Annotated in this window: 9 protein-coding genes; 7 read left to right on the top strand and 2 right to left on the bottom strand. The window is 73.7% G+C overall.

Annotated features, from left to right (window positions below; all coding sequences use genetic code 11):
• The first annotated feature begins 40 nt into the window (after positions 1-40).
• From ABZ154_RS26645 to ABZ154_RS26635, 3 genes are all read left to right on the top strand, one after another.
• Positions 41-460, top strand: coding sequence for a hypothetical protein (locus tag ABZ154_RS26645; RefSeq protein WP_356836664.1), 420 nt, complete (start codon positions 41-43; stop codon positions 458-460).
• Positions 461-554: 94 nt separating this feature from the next.
• The gene (locus ABZ154_RS26640) at positions 555-884 is read left to right on the top strand and encodes an antibiotic biosynthesis monooxygenase (protein WP_356836662.1); all 330 of its coding nucleotides are present in this window, start codon (positions 555-557) and stop codon (positions 882-884) included.
• 317 nt (positions 885-1,201) lie between these two features.
• On the top strand, positions 1,202-13,288 hold the full coding sequence (locus ABZ154_RS26635) for an amino acid adenylation domain-containing protein (protein WP_356836660.1): 12,087 nt from the start codon (positions 1,202-1,204) through the stop codon (positions 13,286-13,288).
• 150 nt (positions 13,289-13,438) lie between these two features.
• On the opposite strand, the gene bla is transcribed toward ABZ154_RS26635, so the two are convergent.
• Positions 13,439-14,398, bottom strand: coding sequence for a class A beta-lactamase (gene bla / locus ABZ154_RS26630; protein ID WP_356836658.1), 960 nt, complete (start codon positions 14,396-14,398; stop codon positions 13,439-13,441).
• Positions 14,399-14,584: 186 nt separating this feature from the next.
• Here bla and ABZ154_RS26625 point away from each other — a divergent pair, with 186 nt between their 5' ends.
• From ABZ154_RS26625 to ABZ154_RS26615, 3 genes are all read left to right on the top strand, one after another.
• Complete coding sequence (locus tag ABZ154_RS26625; RefSeq protein WP_356836656.1) at positions 14,585-15,478, top strand: LysR family transcriptional regulator; 894 nt, start codon at positions 14,585-14,587, stop codon at positions 15,476-15,478.
• On the top strand, positions 15,475-16,389 hold the full coding sequence (locus tag ABZ154_RS26620; RefSeq protein ID WP_356836654.1) for a serine hydrolase: 915 nt from the start codon (positions 15,475-15,477) through the stop codon (positions 16,387-16,389). Before ABZ154_RS26625 ends, ABZ154_RS26620 begins: the two co-directional genes overlap by 4 nt.
• A gap of 65 nt (positions 16,390-16,454) precedes the next feature.
• Complete coding sequence (locus ABZ154_RS26615) at positions 16,455-16,883, top strand: pyridoxamine 5'-phosphate oxidase family protein (RefSeq protein ID WP_356836652.1); 429 nt, start codon at positions 16,455-16,457, stop codon at positions 16,881-16,883.
• Between the two features lie 91 nt (positions 16,884-16,974).
• On the opposite strand, the gene ABZ154_RS26610 is transcribed toward ABZ154_RS26615, so the two are convergent.
• Positions 16,975-17,229, bottom strand: coding sequence for a hypothetical protein (locus ABZ154_RS26610; protein ID WP_356836650.1), 255 nt, complete (start codon positions 17,227-17,229; stop codon positions 16,975-16,977).
• A 341-nt stretch (positions 17,230-17,570) separates the two neighbouring features.
• Between ABZ154_RS26610 and ABZ154_RS26605 the strand changes: the two genes are divergently transcribed.
• On the top strand, positions 17,571-19,781 hold the full coding sequence (locus ABZ154_RS26605) for an AAA family ATPase (RefSeq protein ID WP_356836688.1): 2,211 nt from the start codon (positions 17,571-17,573) through the stop codon (positions 19,779-19,781).
• Positions 19,782-19,843 lie beyond the last annotated feature (62 nt).

Raw genomic sequence — 19,843 nt, 5'->3', positions numbered from 1 at the left:
GCCATGCTGTGGCTTCCTGCCGAGTGACTGAGGAGTGAGTATGACGGGTGTACGGAAGACCGCGACGATGGCGCTGCTGACGGTGTTCGCGATCGCGGGTGCAGGCACGGTACCCGCCGCCGCGGCGACGGCCGGGGGACTGCTTCCCCATCCTGGCCCGGACGGCCTGGTGTGGGTGGAGGAGAGCAGGGGGGACGGCGGTGTCGCGTCGGGGGGTGCGTCGGACAGGTTGCCGACCGTGCTCACGGTGGCTTGTGAGGGCGGCGGAGATGTGCGGGTGACGATGGAGTCGCAGGCAATCCAGGTTGCGGCGTTCGCGGTGGACTGTCCGGTGGGCCGTGCGGGCGTGGGCTCGGTGGCGATGGACCCGGGGGTGGTGCGCTGGGGGTCGTTCTCCGTAGAGGTCGACGCCTCCGAGGACGACGTCCGGTGGGCGTTGACCGTGACACAGCCCGAGTAGGGCGTCCGGGTTGCCGGAACGGCCGGTCGGCTCGTTCTCGTACGCTGCGGGACCGCTGCTCCTTCCGTTGAGCGTCGTACGGCAGGATGAGGCCATGAGCGTAGTCAAGATCAATGTGCTGACCGTCCCCCAGGAACAACGCGAGACGCTGGAGAAGCGCTTCGCGTCCCGGGCCCATGCCGTCGAGAGCTCCGACGGGTTCGAGTGGTTCGAGCTCCTCCGGCCCGTCGAGGGCACGGACGACTACCTCGTCTACACGCGGTGGCGCGACGAGGCGTCCTTCCAGGCCTGGATGGAGGGTCCGATGAAGGCGGCCCACCAGGGAGGCGGCGCCGGCGGCGGCGACCGCCCGAAGCCGGCGGCCAGTGGGTCGACGGTGTGGTCCTTCGAGGTCGTGCAGCAGGCCGGTCCGGCCGGCGCGTAGGAGCCGTCGGGTGTCCTGCCCGGCCAGGACACCCGACGCCACCGGTCCGCCGCGCCGGTTCTCCCTGGCCGGTACCGGCGGTCTGATCCGGTGCTGTCACATCACGCGTACTCCTCCGGCCTCGCCGGAGAGCCTGCCGCCTCCGTCACCCGTCGCCGGAGCCCGGGTCAGCCTCAGGGCGCACGCGGTCTCCTCCCGGCGGTGGATCCCCCGGGACCTGGGCGTTTTTAAGATCATCACTAGGGGCCGGTGACCGGCCGGGAATCTGATCGACACGTGCGCCGCCGCGCGGGTGGAGAACGAACCGACGGGGACCGGTGGACAACAACATGACACTGCTGGACGTACTGCTGAGCGCGGTCCGTGAGGTTCCCGGACAGGTCGTCGTCCATGTCCGCGGCGACGGGAGCGAGCTGACCGTCACTCTGCGCGAACTCCTCGACGACGCGCTGCACGTGGCCGGCGGCCTCCGGGAGGCCGGCGTCGTGCCGGGGACCTGTGTGCCCTTGCTCGCCGACCGCAGCGAGGACTTCCAGCCCATGTTCTGGGGCGCGCTCGCCGCCGGTCTCGTCCCCGTGCCGCTCGCTCCCGACGCCCGGCGTGTCCTCCCGGTCTGGGAGCACCTGGGCCGGCCTCCCGTCGTCGTGGACGCGGCGACCAGTGCGGTGGCCGGTGAACTTCCCGGTGACGTGAGCGTTCTGACGCTCGGTGTGCTGCGGCAGGGGCCGGTGCTGCGGGAACCCGTCGTCGCCGGGCCGGACGACGTCGCCTTCGTGCAGTTCTCCTCGGGGAGCACCGGTGCACCCAAGGGGGTGGAGGTGACCCATGGTGCGGTGCTGGCCAATCTGGAACAGATACGCAAGGCCTCGGCGCTCGGTGCGGACGACGTCGTGGTCAGCTGGATGCCGTACTTCCATGACATGGGGCTCATCGGTACCCACCTCGCCCCGCTGGCCGCCCGGGCCAAGCAGGTGAAGATCGGGCCGCTGTCGTTCGCCAAGCGGCCCCGGATGTGGTTCGAGGTGGCGGACCGGCACCGGGCCACCGTGCTCTCCGCGGCCAACTTCGCCCTGGCGCTGGCCGTCCGGCGGGTTCCGGACGAGGTCATCGCACGGCTGGACCTGTCGGCCGTACGGCTGATGCTGGTGGGCGCGGAGCCGATCGCGCCCGCGGTGTGGCGGGAGTTCGCCGACAGGATGCGCCCGGCCGGGCTGGATCCGTCGGCGGCCCAGCCGGTCTACGGGCTGGCGGAGGCAACGCTGGCGGTGACGTTCCCGCCGCCGGGGGAAGTGGCCGAGCCGCTGGTTCTGGACCGGGAATCGCTGAGCCGGGGTGTGGCGGTGGACTCGGTGGCGGGCGAGGGGGCCGTCGAGCTGATGGATGTCGGGCTTCCGGTGACGGGCTGCGCCGTGCGGATCGTCGACGACGGGGACGCGGATCTCGGGGACCGGCGGATCGGGCACATCATGGTGAGCGGTCCTCAGCTGGCCCGCGGCTACCACGGGCTTCCCGGCGTGAGCGCCGGTGTGTTCGCGGGCGGGTGGCTGCGTACCGGCGATCTCGGGTTCCTGCGGGACGGACGGCTGTGCGTCACGGGGCGGCACAAGGACGTGCTGTTCCTGAACGGCCGGACCTTCCACGCCCCGGACATGGAGGCGGTCGCGGCGGCGACGCCCGGGCTGCCGCCCGGTGCTCCGGCGGTGATCGGCTCGACCGATCCTGTGACCGGTGGGGAACGCGTCGTGGTGTTCGTCCCGTGGGCCCGGCCGCCGGGCGAGGCGGCGGAGGTGCTCGAACGGGTCGCCGCCCGGGTGCGCGAGGCGCTGCTCCACGACGACGTACGGGTGCTGGCCCTGCCCCCGGGGGCCTTTCCCCGTACGACGAGCGGGAAGCTGCAACGGCAGCGGCTGCGGGAGCGGTTCGAGGCGGGCGACCGGGGCCCGGGGAAGGCTGTCGCGTCTTCGACCGGTGCGGGGCCCGGGTCCGCGTCTCCTGTGCCTCCCGCACCGGCCGCGGCGCCCCGGTCGCGGGCCGCGGCCGAACAGGCCGTACGGGAGGTGTGGGCGCGTGTGCTGGGGCGGGCCGCGGGGTCGATCGGGCGGCACGAGCCGTTCGAGAGCCTCGGGGGGACGTCCCTCAAGGCCATGGAGGCTCTCGTGGCGCTGGAGGACACGTTCGGGCTGACGCTGCCACCGGCGGTGATACGTGACCACGGCACGGTCGCCGCACTCTCCGGTCATCTTCTGGCCACTGTTCCCGCACTCCCGTCGGCCGCGCCTGGGAGTGCGCAGCCCGGCGGGAGGGCCGGGGCCGGTTCGGACGCGTCAGCGGCCGTCATCGGGATGGCGTGCCGGTTCCCCGGCGCCGACACGCCCGACGCCTTCTGGGACCTGCTCATCGACGGGCACGACGCCGTCACCCCCGTACCGGACGGGCGATGGGACGACCCCGGGACCCGGCCCGCAGCGGCCCGGAAGCGCTGGGGCGCTCTGCTCGACGACCCCGCCGGTTTCGACGCCGGCTACTTCGGCATCGCCGAGGACGAGGCCCGAGCGCTCGATCCGCAGGCGCGGCTCTTCCTCGAACTCGCCCATGAGGCCCTCGAACGTGCCGGATACGCGGGGCCCCGGCGGCGCGGGCGCAGGATCGGGGTCTTCGCGGCCGTCGGGGAGAGCGGCTACCGGGAGGTGCTGGACCGTGCCTCGGCCGACGGGTCTCCCCTGTCCGCCACGCTCACCGGGAACCTGCCCAGCCTCGTCGCCGCCCGCGTCTCCCAGTGCCTCGACCTCGACGGTCCCGCGCTCGCCGTGGACACCGCGTGCTCGTCGGGGCTGGTGGCGCTGCACCTGGCGCGGCGCAGCCTCCTGGACGGGGAGTGCGATCTCGCCGTGGTCGGCGGGGCCAACCTCCACCTGACGTCCACCGGTCACCGTCTGCTGGAGGAGGCTCAGGCCCTCTCCCCCACCGGCCGCAGCCGCGCCTTCAGTGCCGACGCCGACGGCTTCGTGCCCGGTGAGGGCGGCGCGGCCGTCGTCCTGACGCGCCTCGATGCCGCTCGCACCGCCGACGACTCCGTACTCGCGGTGGTCCGGGGCACGGCCGTCAACAACGACGGCCGTTCGATGAGCCTCATGGCCCCCAACCCGCTGCGGCAGCGCGAGGTCATCAGCCGGGCGTACGAGGCGGCCGGTGTCGATCCCGCTTCGGTCACCTATGTGGAGGCTCATGGAACGGGCACGCCCGTGGGGGATCCGATCGAGTTGCGCTCGCTCGCCCACGCGTTTCCCGCACGGGCCGACGGCGAGCCGCGGCTGCTCGGTTCGGTGAAGACGAACATCGGGCATCTGCTCAACGCGGCCGCCCTGCCGGCTCTGGTGAAGGTCGTGCTGGCTCTGCACCACCGCAGGCTTCCTCCGTCGCTGCACCACGCGCCTGCCTCGCCGGGCCTCGCGCCCGCCGGTTTCTCCGTGGTGACCGAGGCCCGGGACTGGACCGCTTCCGGGCCGCTCGTGGCGGGCGTCAACGCGTTCGGTTTCGGCGGCACCAACGCGCACGCCGTGCTGGAGGAGGCCCCGCCCCGCACCCCGTACGAGGGCGCCTCGGCCGGGCCGCATCTGCTGACGCTGTCGGCCCGGAGCGCGGACGGGCTGCGGGAGGCGGCAGCGCGGCTCGCCGCCCACCTGGACGGCCATCCGGAGCTGGGCGAAGGGGATGTCTGCCTGACCGCGAGCACGTCCCGGGACGACGGCCCCTACCGGCTGGCGCTCGTCGCGGACGGTGATCTGCGTGCCAGGCTCACGGCACGTGTCCCGCATGGGGAGGCTGCCGTCCGTTCGCGGCCGCGGCTCGTCTTCCTGTTTCCCGGGCAGGGCGCGCAGTTCCCCGGGCGGGACCGGGCGCTGTACCGTACGGCGCCGGTGTTCCGGGACACGCTCGACGAGGCGTCCGCGCTCCTCGGGCCGGTGTGTGGGCGGCCCCTGGTGGACTGGGGCCTGGATCCGGAGGCGGGCGCCGACGCGCAGGCCATGACGGAGGTGGCGCAGCCGCTGCTCGTCGCCTCCGGGATCGCGCTCGCCCGGCAGTTGCGGGAGTGGGGCGTGGAGCCCGACGCGGTCGCCGGACACAGTGTCGGGGAGATCGCCGCCGCCTCTGTCGGCGGGGTGCTCACCCTGCGGGACGCCGTACGGTTCGCGGCCGAGCGCGGCCGTCTCATGGGCGCGTTCACCGAGCCCGGCGCCATGATCGCCGTCCGCGGCGATGAGGAGGCCGTCGCCGCGGTGGTGGCCGGGGCGGACGGTGACCTCGCCGTGGCGGCGTACAACGGACCCGGGCTCCAGGTTCTCTCCGGTTCCGTTCCCGCCGTGGAGCGCGCTGCCCGCGACCTCGGTGCCCAGGGCATCGCCGTACGGCGTCTGCGGGTCTCCCGCGCCTTCCACTCACCGCTCATGCGCCCGATCGCCGAGCGGCTCGCCGACGCGGCACGTGCGCTCACCCTTCATGACCCGTCCGTCCCGCTGATGAGTACGGTCACCGCCGCGTGGCAGCCGGTCCTGGACCCCGAGTACCTGCGCGAACACGCCCTGCGGCCGGTGCTGTTCGGAGCCGCCGTGGAACGCATGGCCGGCGAGGGGTACGACACGTTCGTGGAGGTCGGGCACGGGGCGCCGCTGTCCGGCGCGGCGCGGGCGGCGGCGGCCGCGGGCGCAGGGCAGGGGGCGGTCCCCGAGGACCTCCTGGCCGGGGGAGGGACGGCCGGTGCCGTGATGGTGATCCCCGCTCTCCCCGGCGGTGCCGACGCCAGCACGCCGGGCGGTGACGGGCGCCGGGCGCTGCTGGAGACCATCGGGCGGCTGTGGTCGCGTGGTGTGCCGCTGGACCGCACCACACTCCACGCGGGCCACCACCGGGTTCCCTTGCCCACCTACCCCTTCCGGCGCGACCGGTACTGGGCCGATCCGCCTGTGCGTCCGCTCCTGCACCAGGTCCTGTGGGAGGACTCCACGCTGCCCGCGACGTCGGCGGAGGCTGCGGCGGCGGTGCGTTCCGTGCTGTTGACCGGCCCTGACGCCGCGTCCGTCAGCCGGCTCGCCGGGCAGCTCTCCGCCGAGGGCATCCGACTGCACACGGGGGGCGAGGCTCCGCCGGACGCCGTGGTGCTGGTGGCCGGTCCCGCACCCGCCCACGAGGACGCCGACGCACTCGGCCGGGCGCAGGAGACCGCGCTGGCCGCCTTCGGGGAGGCTCTCGCCCGGCTGGACGAGACCCGGGCGAACCGGATGGTGGTGCTGACGGAGGACGTCCACACCACCGGGGCCGTGTCCGAGCGTCCGCGGCCGGCCCATGCGGTGCTGGGCGGGCCGTTGCTGGCTCTGCCGCAGGAGACGCCGGGCTGTTCGGCCACCGGTGTCGACCTCTGTTCGCTGGACACCCCGGCCCAGCGGCTGGCCGCCGTACTCGCCGAACTGCGGGCGGGCGGCACCCCTGGCGGGGCCACCACGGTCGCCTGGCGGGCGGGCCGCCGGCTCACCCGCGGCGTCGCGCCTCTGGCGCCGACGGGTGCGGCGACGTCCCCGCCGCCGCCCGACGGCACCTTCCTCATCACCGGAGGCGGCGGCGGGATCGGGGGCGCACTTGCCCGGGACCTCGCCGGAAGGGGCCGCCCCACCCTCGTACTCGCCGGGCGCTCCCCCCAGCCCCCCGCGGGGCTCGTCGAGGAGCTCCGCGCCATGGGCGCGACCGTCCACTACCGCATGGCCGATGTGTCGGTGGAGCGGGACGTCGACCTGCTTCTCGCCCAGCTTCCCCGTCTGGACGGCCTCTTCCACGCGGCTGGGGTGGTCCGCCCCGGCACGCTGCGGAACAGAGACGCGGAAGAGTCCGCTCACGCCTTGTCCGCCAAGACCCGAGGCACGCTGCTGCTCTCCCAGGCCCTGCGACGGCACGGGCTCGCCCCGGCCGTGTGTGTCACGTTCTCCTCGGTCTCCGCCCTGCTGCCCGGCCTGGCGGGCGCGTTGGGCGACTACGCGGGTGCCAACGCCTTCCTCGACGCGTTCGCCGCGTCGGAGCGGCAGGCGGGCAGGCCCTGGCAGTCCGTGAACCTCGCCGCGTTCGCCGAAACGGGCATGGCCGCCGCGCTCGGCGCAGGGGCGGGGCAGGGTTCCGCCGCCGGACAGCGGGCCGGCGGCAGGCCGGTGGCCACCGCTCCCGCGCTCGCGGCACTCCGTACGGCGTGGGGCGTCGACTCGGCACAGCTGCTGCTGGCGGATCTGGCGCCATCGGACCGCGGCACCGAGGTCTCGGCGAACGCGGCGCCGCTGTCGGCACCGGGGTCCGTACCGGACGCACAGCCGCAGTCCCTCCCGTCTTCCACCGAGCGGTCCGCAGCTGCCGTTACGCGTACGGGCACGGGCACCGCCGCGCTGTTGCGCCGGCTCCTGGCGGCGGCGTTGCGGCTGCCTCCCGCCGAGATCCCCGACGACGCGCCCTTTCTCACCCTCGGCCTGGACTCGCTCGCCGCCGTCGACCTCGTCCGGCAACTGGAGCGGGAGCTGGGCGCCTCCCTGCCCGCCACGCTCTTCTTCGAGTTCCGGACCGTCCGCGAACTGGCCGCGCACCTCGATGCCCCGGCCGACGCGCCACCGGCGCCCCCGGCGGCCCCCTCCTCCGTCGCGGACGGGGTGCCGTTCCCGCTCACCCCCGTCCAGCTGGCCCTGCACACCAGCGGCCGGCTCCACCCGGACATCCCGGCCCACGGATATGTGCGCCAGACCGTCCAGGGCCCCCTCGACAGCGAGCTCCTCGGCCGCGCGCTCACCGCGCTCGCCGACCGCCACACCATGCTGCGGGTCCGCGTCGAGGACCGCACGGACGAGAACGGCACGAACGCCCCCCGGCAGTACATCGCGCCGCCCACCGACCTGTTCGCCTGGTATGAGGTGCGGGAGTGCCCCGACCGTCTCGAGGACCTCGAGAACGCCCTGCGCAACCGGCCGTTCGACCTCTCCGCCGAGCCTCCCGTGCGCGCGGTCCTCGCCCGGCAGAGCTGGGACCTGGCCCATCTGGTGCTGGTGATCCACCACACGGCCGGTGACGGCTACAGCCTCAATGTCCTCGCCGAGGAACTCTGGTCGCTCTACACGGCTCTCGCCCACGGGCAGGACCACGTGGACGAGCCGTCGCTGCCGGCTCTCGCCACCGACTTCGCGCGGTACCGCGCCGCTGTCGCAGAGGAGCGTTCCTCCGCGGCCGGTGCCCAGGCTCTCGCCGACGGCCTGCGCTACTGGTCGGACCGGCTGGCCACCCGGGGCGAGGAGCTGCGGCTGCCGTACGACGGTGATCCCGCCGCCCTCCCGACCGCTCCCCTGGCCTCCCGTCAGAGCGCCCTCGACGCACAGCTGACCGCCGCGCTGGAGGAGCGTGCCGCGGCGCACGGCGTGAGCCTGTTCCATCTGCTGCTCGCCGCCCATGTGCGGTGTCTGGGCCGGTGGAGCGGACAGCGCGAGGTCCCGGTGAACGTCGCCCGCGCCCGGCGGGACGTCCGGCTGCCGGGCCTGGACCGGCTGGTGGGACCGCTCGCCGACACCCTCCCCCTGCTGTGCGAGGCCGACCCGGACGAGTCGGTGTGGGACCTCGCCGCGCGGATCGGGCAGCTCTGGCTGGAGGGCGAGCGGCATGCGGCGCCCACCAGTCTCGACCTGGCCCGGCTGCTGCCGGGGCGCCCCGCCGGGGCCGGGCCGCGGACGGTGAGCCCGGCCGGTTTCAGCTTCGCCCGCTTCCCGGCGGCCCTCGACGCGCGGTGCCCGGTGACCGTGCGGCCGACCGCGGCCGGGACCGGGACCCCCGCGACCCGCCTCAGCCTGCTCTGCTGGCAGGACGGCCCGGTCCTGCGCTTCTCGTGGAACTTCCCCGTCCACCTCTTCGACGCGGGGACGGTGGCCCGTCTGGACCGCGACTTCCACGACGAACTGACCGCCCTGGCCGGGGCCGAGACCGCCCGCCCCGGGACCGGCTCCGCCACGATCGTGGAGCGGCTGCTCGCCCGGTTCCGGGCCACCCCGGACGCGGTCGCCGTCGATACGGGCGCCGAGACCCTGACGTACGCCGGACTCGACCGCGCCTCCCACGCCCTCGCGGCCCGGCTCACGGCCCACGGCGTCACTCCGGGAAGCCTGGTCGGACTCCTGACCGAACCCGGCGCCGACGCCGTCGTCTCGGTCGTCGCCGTCCTGCGCGCCGGGGCGGGCTGGGTGCCGCTGGACTCCGGCCACCCGACCGCACGCCTCGCGGACCAGCTCGACCGCTCCGGTGCCCGTACGGTTCTCTGCCACGCCGCCACCCGTGCGGCGGGCGAGGCCCTCGGTGACGGCGTCGCCCTGGTGTCCGCCGACATGACGGAGCCCGCCCCGCAGGGGGCCGCCGACGAGCCGGCGGGGCCCGTCGACGCGGACTCGATCGCCTACGTGATCTTCACCTCCGGCTCCACCGGGCGCCCCAAGGCCGTGCCCATCACCTACCGTTCGATGGAGAACTACCTCTCCTGGGCCATCTCCACCTTCGGGTACGACGAGCACGACCGTCTCGCCCAGACGGCGTCGCTCTGTTTCGACGCCTCCGTCCGCCAGCTCCTCGCCCCTCTGCTCGTCGGCGCGGCCGTGGTGACGGTGGACCGGGACCTCCTGCGTGATCCCGGCCTCCTGCTGACGCATGTCGAACGCACCCGGATCACGGTGTGGAGCTCCGTACCCACCCTCTGGGAACAGCTCCTCGCCGCCTCCGAGGAGCGGGTACGGCACGGCGCGCCACGGCCGGACCTGTCCTCCCTCCGGTGGATCCACGTCGGCGGCGAGGCCCTGTCGCCCGCCCATGTGCGCCGCTGGTTCGATCTCTTCGGCAGCGGACAGCGCATCGCCAACCTCTACGGGCCGACCGAAGCGACCATCAACACGACCTGCCACATCATCAGCACCCGGCCCGGTGACCACGTGCGTCAGCTGCCCATCGGCCGTCCCGTGGCCGGGACGGAGGTCGAGGTCGTCGGGACCGGCGGGGAGGTGCGGCAGCCCGGCGAGGCCGGTGAGCTCCTCATCGCGGGGATCGGCCTGACCTCCGGGTACCTCGGCGAACCGGCCCTGACCGAGGCTGCGTTCACGAACCGGCGGGGGCGGCGCTGGTACCGCAGCGGCGACCGGGCACGGGTTGCCGAGGACGGCACCCTGGAGTTCCTCGGACGTCTGGACGACCAGGTGAAGGTCCGTGGCAACCGGGTCGAGCCCGGCGAGATCGAGGCCGTGCTCCGAGCCCGTGCGGACATCGCCCAGGCCGTCGTCCTCCTCCAGGACGGCCGCCTGGTGGCATTCGTGACCCCGACGCCGGGAGCGTCCGGCGCGGACGCCGTGGCGCTTCGGCTCTATCTCGCGGAGACGCTGCCGCCGTACATGCTTCCGTCCCGCATCACCTTTGTCGGCAGGATGCCGCTCACCGGCACGGGCAAGATCGACCGGCGTGGGCTGCTCGCCCTCCGGGCGGGTGCTCGGGGGGAGGGCGGCGACGAGCCGGCGGGGCCCGGGGACGGCTCCCGTACCGCGCCCCTGACGCCGACCGAGGTCCGGCTGGCCCGAATCTGGTCCGTGCTGCTCCAGGCCGACGACGTGTGCCGCGAGGACGACTTCTTCGCTCTGGGCGGCGACTCCCTGCTCGTACTGGAGGTGTTCGCCCGGCTGGAGAAGGAGGGCGGGCCGCTCCCCCGGCCGACCGTGATCTACCGTCACCGCACCCTGGCCGCCCTCGCCGGCGCCGTGGACGCGGCCGCCGCGGACCCCGCTGACCCGCCCGTCACCGCCGTGGGCCCCTCGCTCCGGGACGCGGGGGCGGACGGGGCCGGCCCCCTGCCCTTCCCTCTCACGCCCACCCAGCGGGGCTTCCTGCTGGCCGAGGCCATCGCGCCGGGTGAGGCATCGTCCTGGCTCACGCAGCTGCGCCTGCACGGCCCGCTCGACACCGCCCGGTTCCAGCTGGCGGTGGACGCCCTCGTCGTACGGCATCCCATGCTGCGCACCGTCTTTCCCGCCGGAGCACGCCCGGCCGTCCAGCAGGAGCTGCCGCCGTCGCTGCGCCTGCCGGTCGACTTCGAGACCGTCGTCGGACCGCACGGCATCGACGACGCGACCGCCGCCGAACGCAGGCGCCGCTTCGAACCCTGGGCCTGGCCCCTGCTGCGTCTGCGGGTACTCACCCTCGCCCCCGAGGACCACGTCCTGCTGGTGCACGCGCACCACATCATCGGTGACGGCTACAGCGCGGCACTCCTGATCCGGGAGTTGACGACCGTGTACGACGCGCTGTCCCGCGACGAGGAGCCGGCTCTGGCCCCGCTGCGCAGCACGTTCCGCGACCACGCCGCCCGTCTGGCCGTACGGACGGACGCGACCGCCCCCACCGGTGCCGATGCCGACGCCGTCACGCCGGCGACGACGCGCGACGGGAGCCGGTGGGCGCTGCTGAGCGCGCCCTACCGCCCACCGGTCCTGAGCGCGGGCACCGACCGGAGCAGCGGTAAGGCGAACCGCCACGCGCCGTTCCTCACCGACGGGTTCACCATCGGGGCCGACCAGGTGGAGAGGCTGCGCGGCCTCGCCTCCCGCACCGGCGCCACCCTCTACGCCCCCGTGCTGACCGCCTACTACCGGGCGCTCGTGGCCACGACCGGCCGGGAGGACCTGGTGCTCGGTCTCGCCGTCAGCGGCAGGGACCTCGCCCTGCCGGACGCACACCGGGTGTTCGGCCCCTACGCCACGGCCGTACCCCTGCGGCCGGCCGGTCCGGACTCCGGGCGGCCGTCGGGCGCGGACTTCGAGGACGATCTGCGGCGGATCGTCGCCGATGCGACGTCGGCGCAGGTCCACGACGGTCCCGTGCCGCCGCTGCCCGGCGGGCTGCCCCTGGCCTCACAGTTCTTCTTCACCTACCTGGACTTCTCCGCTCTGGGGCCGGAGAGCGGGCGGACCCTCACGGTCGGCCGTCAGGACAGCGCCGGCGAGTACGCCCCGCCTCCGGTCGGTACGGAAGTGTTCCTGGCAGCCGGCCTGGACTCCGGGCGGCTGCGGCTCACCGTCCGCGCGTCGGCGGCCGCGTTCACGCCGCGGGCGCTGGCCGCGTTCACGGAGGCGGTACGGGATGCGCTGACGTGCGCGGCGGCCGCGCCGGTGCCGAAGCAGCGGCGCGCCGGGAGCCGGACCGTGGCGAGCCCGAGCGGTCCCGGCCAGGAGCCGTGCATGGATGCCGCACTCATCGGCTACCTGCCGTCCCCGGCCCACCTCGCCCGGCTGGCCCGCCTGCCGGAGTCGGCGCTGCCCCGCGAGGAGCTGCGCACCCTGCTCTTCCCGGACGGGCGCCCACGGCTCCTCGAAACCCTGAGCACCCCGCTGGGGCGTTCGGGCTTCGTGTGCGTGCCCCTGTTCGCGGACGAACTGGCGCCTGGATCCGCCCTGCTGGGGCACACCGCACACGGCGTGGAACTCGCCTCGTCCTTCGGCGCCCGGTCCGTCTCGCTCGCCGGCATGATCCCTTCGCTCACCGGCTACGGGTTCGATGTCCTGCGCGCCCTCGGCACCAGCGCAGCGGCCACGGCCGTGACCACCGGCCATGCGGCGACCGTCGTCTCCGTCGTCAAGACCGTCCACGCCGCGCTCGACGCCACCGGGCAGAAGCTGGGTTCCCTCACCGTCGCGTTCGTGGGGCTGGGCTCCATCGGTTCCTCCTCGCTGGAGCTGCTGCTCGGCCAGGCGGAGTCCCCGCCCGCCCGGCTCCTGCTGTGCGACGTGGCGGGCAGCGGACCGCGCCTGAAGGAACTGGCCGAACGCCTCCGCGAACGCGGTCTCGCCGACGCCGTCGACGTACTCGCGTCGGACGGGGGGCTGCCCGACGCGGTGTACGGGGCACGCCTGATCGTCGCGGCGGTCAGCGGCGGCGGCACGCTCGTGGACGTCGACCGTCTCGAACCCGGTACGACGGTGGTCGACGACTCGTTCCCGCACTGCTTCGACACCGGGCACGCCATGAGCCGGATGGGCCGGGCGAGGGATGTCCTGGTCGTGGGCGGCGGGCTGCTGAGCGTCGGAACCGTCGAACGGCAGGTGGCCGACGGTCTGCCCGCCGCCGCGGTGGCCGGATACCTCGCGCAGCCCTCGCTCCCGGGGACCATCGCCTCCTGCCGGCTGGAGTCCCTGCTCCACGCTTCCGGAGCGGACGTACCCCTCGTTCGCGGGCCGGTCGGCGCGGCCACCGGCCTGGCCTACTGGGTGGCGGCGGAAGCGGGCGGAACGGACGCGGCGCCGCTCCATCTGCTCACCCACACCATCGACGTGGCGATGGCCCGGCAGATCCCGGGCAGGGCATTCCCGGAATGAACGGAGAAATCGTCTCTCCGCGCGCAGTGCCGGGACGATCTGGCGATGAGGTCTTCGAGACCTCGACGACCTGGACCAGCCGCTCCGGTACGCACTGCCGGTCGGCCGCCACCCGGCGACGCCCGTGGTGGAGGAACTGCGGCCGGGCGGCTAGGCGAGCGCGTCGAGGGCTACCTTCGCGGCTCCGGCGATGAGGGCGTCCTGAGGTTCGGCGTTCTTTGTGTCGCGGCGGGAGAGAACGGCGAGCGCGATCGGGGCGGCGCCGGCCGGAGGCCACACGATGGCGATGTCGTTGCGGGTCCCGTAGCCGCCGGTGCCGGTCTTGTCGCCGACCTCCCAGCCACGGGGCGTGCCCGCGCGGATGGTGTGGTCGCCGGTGGTGTTGCGCTTCAGCCAGTCGGTGAGCACGGCCCGCTTTTCGGCGGGGAGGGCGGATGCGAGGACGTACGCACGCAGGTCCGTGGCCAGGGCGCGGGGTGTGCTGGTGTCCCGGAGGTCGCCGGGGGTCCCGTCGCTGAGGGCGACTTCGTAGCGGTCGCAGCGGGTGACGCGGTCCCCGACGCCGCGCAGGGCGTCCTGGAGGCCCCTGGGGCCGCCCAGTTCGCGGAAGAGCAGGTTGGCGGCGGCGTTGTCGCTGTACCGGATGGCCGCGTCGCACAGTGCCCGCAGCGTCATGCCGGTGGCGACATGCTGTTCGGCGATGGGCGAATGGCTGACGAGATCCTCCTTGTCATAGCGGACGAGGCGCTCCATCTCCGGAAGGGTCTTCTTCGCCAGTACGGCCCCGGCGAGGAGAGCTTTGCAGGTGGAGGCGTAGGCGAACCGTTCGTCGGGGCGGTGGGCGATGATCCGTCCGTCGCCCGTGTCGACCGCGTACACGCCCAGCCGGGCGTCGAACGTCCGCTCCAGTCCGGCGAAGGCGCGGTCCGTACGGGGCAGGGCCGAGGGCGACCGCGTAGGTGCGGGGCCGGAAGGGCTCGGCCCGCTCCTCCCATCGGTGGCGGTGTCCGGTCCGGCCGTCGAACAGCCGGCGAGCGGGAGCAGGGCGGCACCGGCCAGCGCGGCGAGCGCGGAACGGCGTGAGACATGGGCGTGCGTACGGAAGGGCACGGCGGAGGGCCTCTCTCGGCGGTGGTCGTGCAGCGCGGTCGCCCGGTCGCGGCCGGGCTCCGGTGCCAGGTGCGGGCCGCGTCGTCGGCCTTTGCGGAGTCAAACCCGCAGTCGGCCGGCATGTCGAATACGATCTCGGCATAGGAGTGATTCGCCCGCCATATCGCCGCATGCCAGGGAGAGGGAGTGCTGACGCAACGGCACCTGGAGATCTTCGTCGCGTTGGCGGAGGAGGAGCATTTCGGTGCCGCCGCCCAACGGGTGGGGATCACGCAGCCGCCGCTCTCCCAGGGGCTGCGCCGACTGGAGGCGCTGCTCGGCGTCCGCCTGTTCGAGCGGGAGCGCGGGGTGTTCCTCACCGAGGAGGGCGCCCTGCTGCTGCCGCACGCCCGCAGAGCTCTGGCCGCCCTGGCGGAGCTTCGTGAGACCGGCGCCCGCGAACACGCGGACGGCCGCCGCCTGCGGCTGGGGCTGGCCCCCGAGGTGCCGGCACCCCTGGCGGCCGATGTGGCGGCCGCCCCGGTCCGGGCGGGTGACCGGGTCCGCATCAGCACGGTGACGGCTCCCTCCGCGACCCTGCTCTCCGATGTCGCGTCGGGCCGCCTGGACCTCGCCGTGGTCCGGCACCCCTCCGTCCTGCACGGCCTCGCCGCCGGGCAGGTGATCCTGCTGCCGACCTGGATCCTCACACCGGCCCGTTCGGCGGAGTCCGGTGGTGCGCCTGCGGGTACCTCGCCCCGGCGGCTGCCCGTCGCGGTACGCCCCCGAGGCGAGGCGCCCGCCGCCCATGACCTGTTCGTCGACACGCTGGCGAGCCGGGGCCGCCGGGTGGAGACGGTGGTGGTCACCGACGAGCGGGCCGGGCTGGCGCTGGTGGCGGCGGGCCAGGCCGTCCTGGTCACGGCGGACGAAGCGCTGACGGCCTCCCAGGTCGAGCGGCGGCGGGCGACCGACCCTCCCCTCCCCCTGCGGCTGCGAGTGGTCTGGAATCCCCGGCGCTCCGGTTCCGGTTCCGGGGATCACGCCAAGACGGCACAGCTGCTGGAGGACGTCCTCGCCCGTAAAAAGGCGGCACGGTGAACGCCCCGCCGCGCTCCGGCGGGGTGGAGCGGACCATCCGCTCCCTGTTCGACGACGCCGGCGTCCGGGGCTGGCTGCACGTGGCGGAACTGGACCGCCCCTCGGCCCGCGTGGCTCTCGACCCGGACGAGCAGGTGCCGATGGGCTCCGTCTACAAGGTCGCGCTCATGGCGGCCTTCTGCCGACTGGCCGACGCGGGACGGGTCGACCCCCGGCACCGGCTCACGCTGGAGGCCGCCGACCGGGTGCCCGGCCCCACGGGCCTGTCCGTCCTGCGCGACCCGGTCACGATGTCGCTGCGCGACCTGGTGGTGCAGATGATGAGCGTCTCCGACAACACGGCGGCCCATGCCCTTCTGCGTACGGTCGGCCCCGAGGTCGTCGACGGAATGTGCGCCGATCTCGGCCTGCCGCACACCCGGATCCACGGAGGGGTCGTCGGAACCTTCGACCGGCTGGTCGCCGATACGGGCGCCGGGTCGCTGGACGCGGCCCTGGACCGAGTCGCGGACAACGACACCGTCGTACCGCCGGACGTCTACGACCCCGCGTACAAGGCGTCCTCCACGCCGGCCGAGACCGCCCGGCTGCTCCGGGCGATCTGGACGGACGAGGCCGCGTCCCCCGAGAGCTGCTCCTTCATGCGGGCAGCGATGCGCACCCAGCCGTGGACGCACCGCCTGGCCTCCGGATTCCCGTACGACGATGCCACCGTCTACGGCAAGACCGGCACGTTCGGCTCGATGCGCCACGAGGCGGGGGTGGTGGAGCTCGGGGACGGCAGCGTCTACACCGCCGTGGTCTTCACCCAGGCCGCCCGTGCCGACAGGAAGCTCCCGCGCGCGGACGCCGTGATCGGCGCGGTGGCCAGGGTCGCCGTGGAGGCTCTCCGCACGGGCCAGGGTGTCTGACCGGGCGCTGGGGGTGGAGGGCGGCATCCTGGGCGCAGGAAAACCACACGATGGAGGAAGTACCTGTGGCTCTGACCCGTGGAGAGCGTGAACAGTTCCTGGCCGAACCGCATGTCGCCGCGCTGGCCGTGGACCCGGCGGAGGAGGGGCGCGCCCCTCTCACCGTGCCCATCTGGTACCAGTACGCACCCGGCGGCGACATCTGGATCATGACGGGGCGCGACTCCCGCAAGGGCCGGCTGATCGCCGGGGCGGGCCGGTTCTCCCTGATGGTCGACCGTGTCGAGCCGACCGTCCGCTATGTGTCCGTCGAGGGCCCCGTCGTCGCGACACTCCCCGCCACCCGTGAGCAGCTGGTGGAGATCTCGTCCCGCTATCTGCCCGCGGAGAAGGTCGGCGGCTACGTCGACCTCGCCTGGAAGGAACACGGCGAGCAGGTGGTCATCCACATGCGGCCCCAGCGCTGGCTGAGTTCGGACCTCGGCGGGCTCTGAGCCGCCGGGGCCCCGGCGGCACGAACAGGGCCCGCCCCCGAGGGGGCGGGCCCTGTTCAGCGCTGGATGACCAGCGTTCACGGGTGGAGGATCAGCTGCGGCCCTGCAGGTACTGGGCGTAGAAGTAGCCGTGCTCCGCCGCGATGTGCTCCCGGCTCTCCGTGGCGTGGGTGATCCCGTACGGGCCGCCGAGGTTGGTGTATTCGGCGGTCCCGCGGTGTCCTTCGACGGCCCCGTAGCCGGCACCGGCCTTGCCGCCCTCCCACTCGTCGGCCACGGCGGGAGTGGCCGCCATGAGGCCGGCCGCGGCGACGGTCGCAAGAGTGATGGCGATACGACGAAGCATGGGTGCTCCTTCTCAGCAACTGCGTAACGGATGGTGCGGAGCCCAAACCATGACGCAGGAGGGCCGCGGCGGACGGGCGGACACGCACATGCCGGAGGCAATACACCTGGACGGGCGCACCCCTTCCGGCGTCGTGACGGACGTGCCGCCTGCCTGGGCCGATGCCTGCTCCCGCCCGCGGACCCCTCGCGCAGGAAATCCCCGGTCCGCAATTGCGTACCAGGGATTTTCGCCGTATATTTGATTCTTCTGTGCTCATGCAGAAAGGCCCCACGCGGAGGCCTTATAAGAGAAACCATATCCGTCAGGGAGCCGTTTTGTCAAACCGGGAAGCCGTCGAATTGCGGGAAGAACAGGAATTCACCGACCGTGTCCACGCGCGCGTCGACGAGCTGCGCGGGGTCACGGCCCGGCGTGTCGAGGAGGCGCTGACGCCGGTCGGGACCGGTCTGCAGGCCAAGCTCGAGCGTGATGTGCTCGTCACGGAGCGGTCGGGGCTTCTCGCCGCGCTCAACGCGGTGGACGGCTCACTGTGTTTCGGGCGCATCGATCTTTCCGACGGCGCCGCGCACCATATCGGGCGCATCGGGATCCGCGAGGACGACGCCGCGCACACGCCTCTTCTGATCGACTGGCGCGCGCCGGTCGCCCGGCCTTTCTATCTGGCCACCGGGCACATGCCGATGGGGCTGCGGCGGCGTCGGCACATCACCTCCGAGGGGCGTACGGTCACCGAACTCCATGACGAGATCCTGGACCTCGGGGACGACGACCGCACCGGTTTCGAGGACCGCAACGGCGACGCCGTTCTTTTGTCCGCGCTGAATTCCGCCCGCACCGGCCGCATGGGAGACATCGTGCGGACCATCCAGGCGGAGCAGGACCGCATCATCCGCGCCCCGCACCGCGGTGTCCTCGTCGTCGAGGGCGGGCCCGGCACGGGCAAGACGGCCGTCGCACTGCACCGGGCCGCCTTCCTCCTCTACGAGCACCGCGAGGTGCTGGCCAAGCGTGCCGTGCTGATCGTGGGGCCCAATCCGGCCTTCCTGCGGTACATCGCGGAGGTGCTGCCCGCCCTCGGTGAGACCGGCGTCCTGCTCGCCACACAGGCCGAACTCTTCCCCGGTGTCCATGCCACCGGCACGGACACGCCCCGCGCCGCCGCGGTCAAGGGCGGCGCGCAGATGGCCGAGGCGCTCGCCCTCGCCGTACGCGACCGGCAGGAATTGCCCGAGCCCGGTGCGCCGTTGGTCATCCCGCACGACGACGGGGACCTCATCCTGGACTGGGAGATCGCGTACGAGGCCCGGCAGTCGGCCCGGGAGACCCTGCTGCCGCACAACCTCGCCCGCCCGCACTTCGCCTTCCGGATCATCGACGCCCTCACCGCGCAGCTCACCGAGCGCATCGGCGCCGACCCGTACGGCGGGCCCAACTTCCTCGGGCCGGACGACATCGCGCAGCTCGGCAAGGCCGTCGCGATGAGCGGGGAGGTGCACGAGGCCATCGAGTCGCTGTGGCCCCCGCTGGCTCCGGAGGAGTTCCTCGCGGCGTATCTGGCCGAGCCCGTGTACGTGAGCGAGGAGGATGCCGACGCCCTGCGGCGGGCGCCCGCCGACGGGGCGTGGACCCCGGCGGACGTTCCCCTGCTCGACGAGGCGGCCGAACTGCTGGGGGCCGACGACAGCGCCGCGCGGGCCGCCGCCGAGGCCGAGCGGCAGGAGCGGATCGCCTACGCGCAGGGGCTGTTGGAGCTGTCACGGGGGTCGGAGACGTACGAGTTCGAGGACGAGGAGTCCGAGGTCCTCGCCGCCCACGACATCATCGACGCCGAGCGCATGGCGGAGCGGCACGAGGAGATCGACCACCGCAGCGCGGCCGAGCGGGCGGCGGCCGACCGCACCTGGGCGTTCGGCCACATCATCGTGGACGAGGCGCAGGAGCTGTCGCCGATGGCGTGGCGCCTGTTGATGCGCCGCTCACCGACCCGTTCGCTGACCCTGGTGGGGGATCCGGCCCAGACCTCCGAGGAGGCCGGCGTCGGTTCATGGGAGCAGATCCTCGAGCCGTACGTCGGTGACCGCTTCGAGCATGTGACGCTCGGGGTCAACTACCGTACGCCCGCCGAGATCATGGGGCTGGCCGCCCGCGTCGTACGGGAGAGGAACCCCTCCTTCGTGGCGCCCGGTTCGGTGCGGTCCACCGGCGAGGAACCGTGGGTGCGGGACGCCGGTGAGGACCTGGCGGGCGCGGTGGCGCAGGCCGTCGCGGAGCTGACACCCCGGGAGGGACGTCTCGCGGTGATCGCTCCGCGTGCGCTGCACGAGGAGATCGCCGCGTCTGTGGAGGGGCTCACCGCGGGGGTCGAGCCCGACCTCACACGCCCGGTGGTCCTGCTCGATCCGCGGCAGGCCAAGGGGCTGGAGTTCGACCATGTGCTGGTCGTGGAGCCCGCCCGGTACGGGACGAGCGACCTGTACGTGGCGCTGACCCGGGCCACCCAGCGGCTGGGCATCATCCACCGGGAGGCGCTGCCCTCGGCGCTGCGCTGATCACTGCCGCCCCTTCCCCTTCCCGTCCGTCACGCCCCCCGGTCCGCACCGGGGGGCGTTTC

Origin of the sequence: Streptomyces sp. NPDC006261 (assembly GCF_040613515.1) — a bacterium.
Taxonomy (GTDB): Bacteria; Actinomycetota; Actinomycetes; order Streptomycetales; family Streptomycetaceae; genus Streptomyces.
This window is presented reverse-complemented; position numbering and strand designations above follow the sequence as displayed.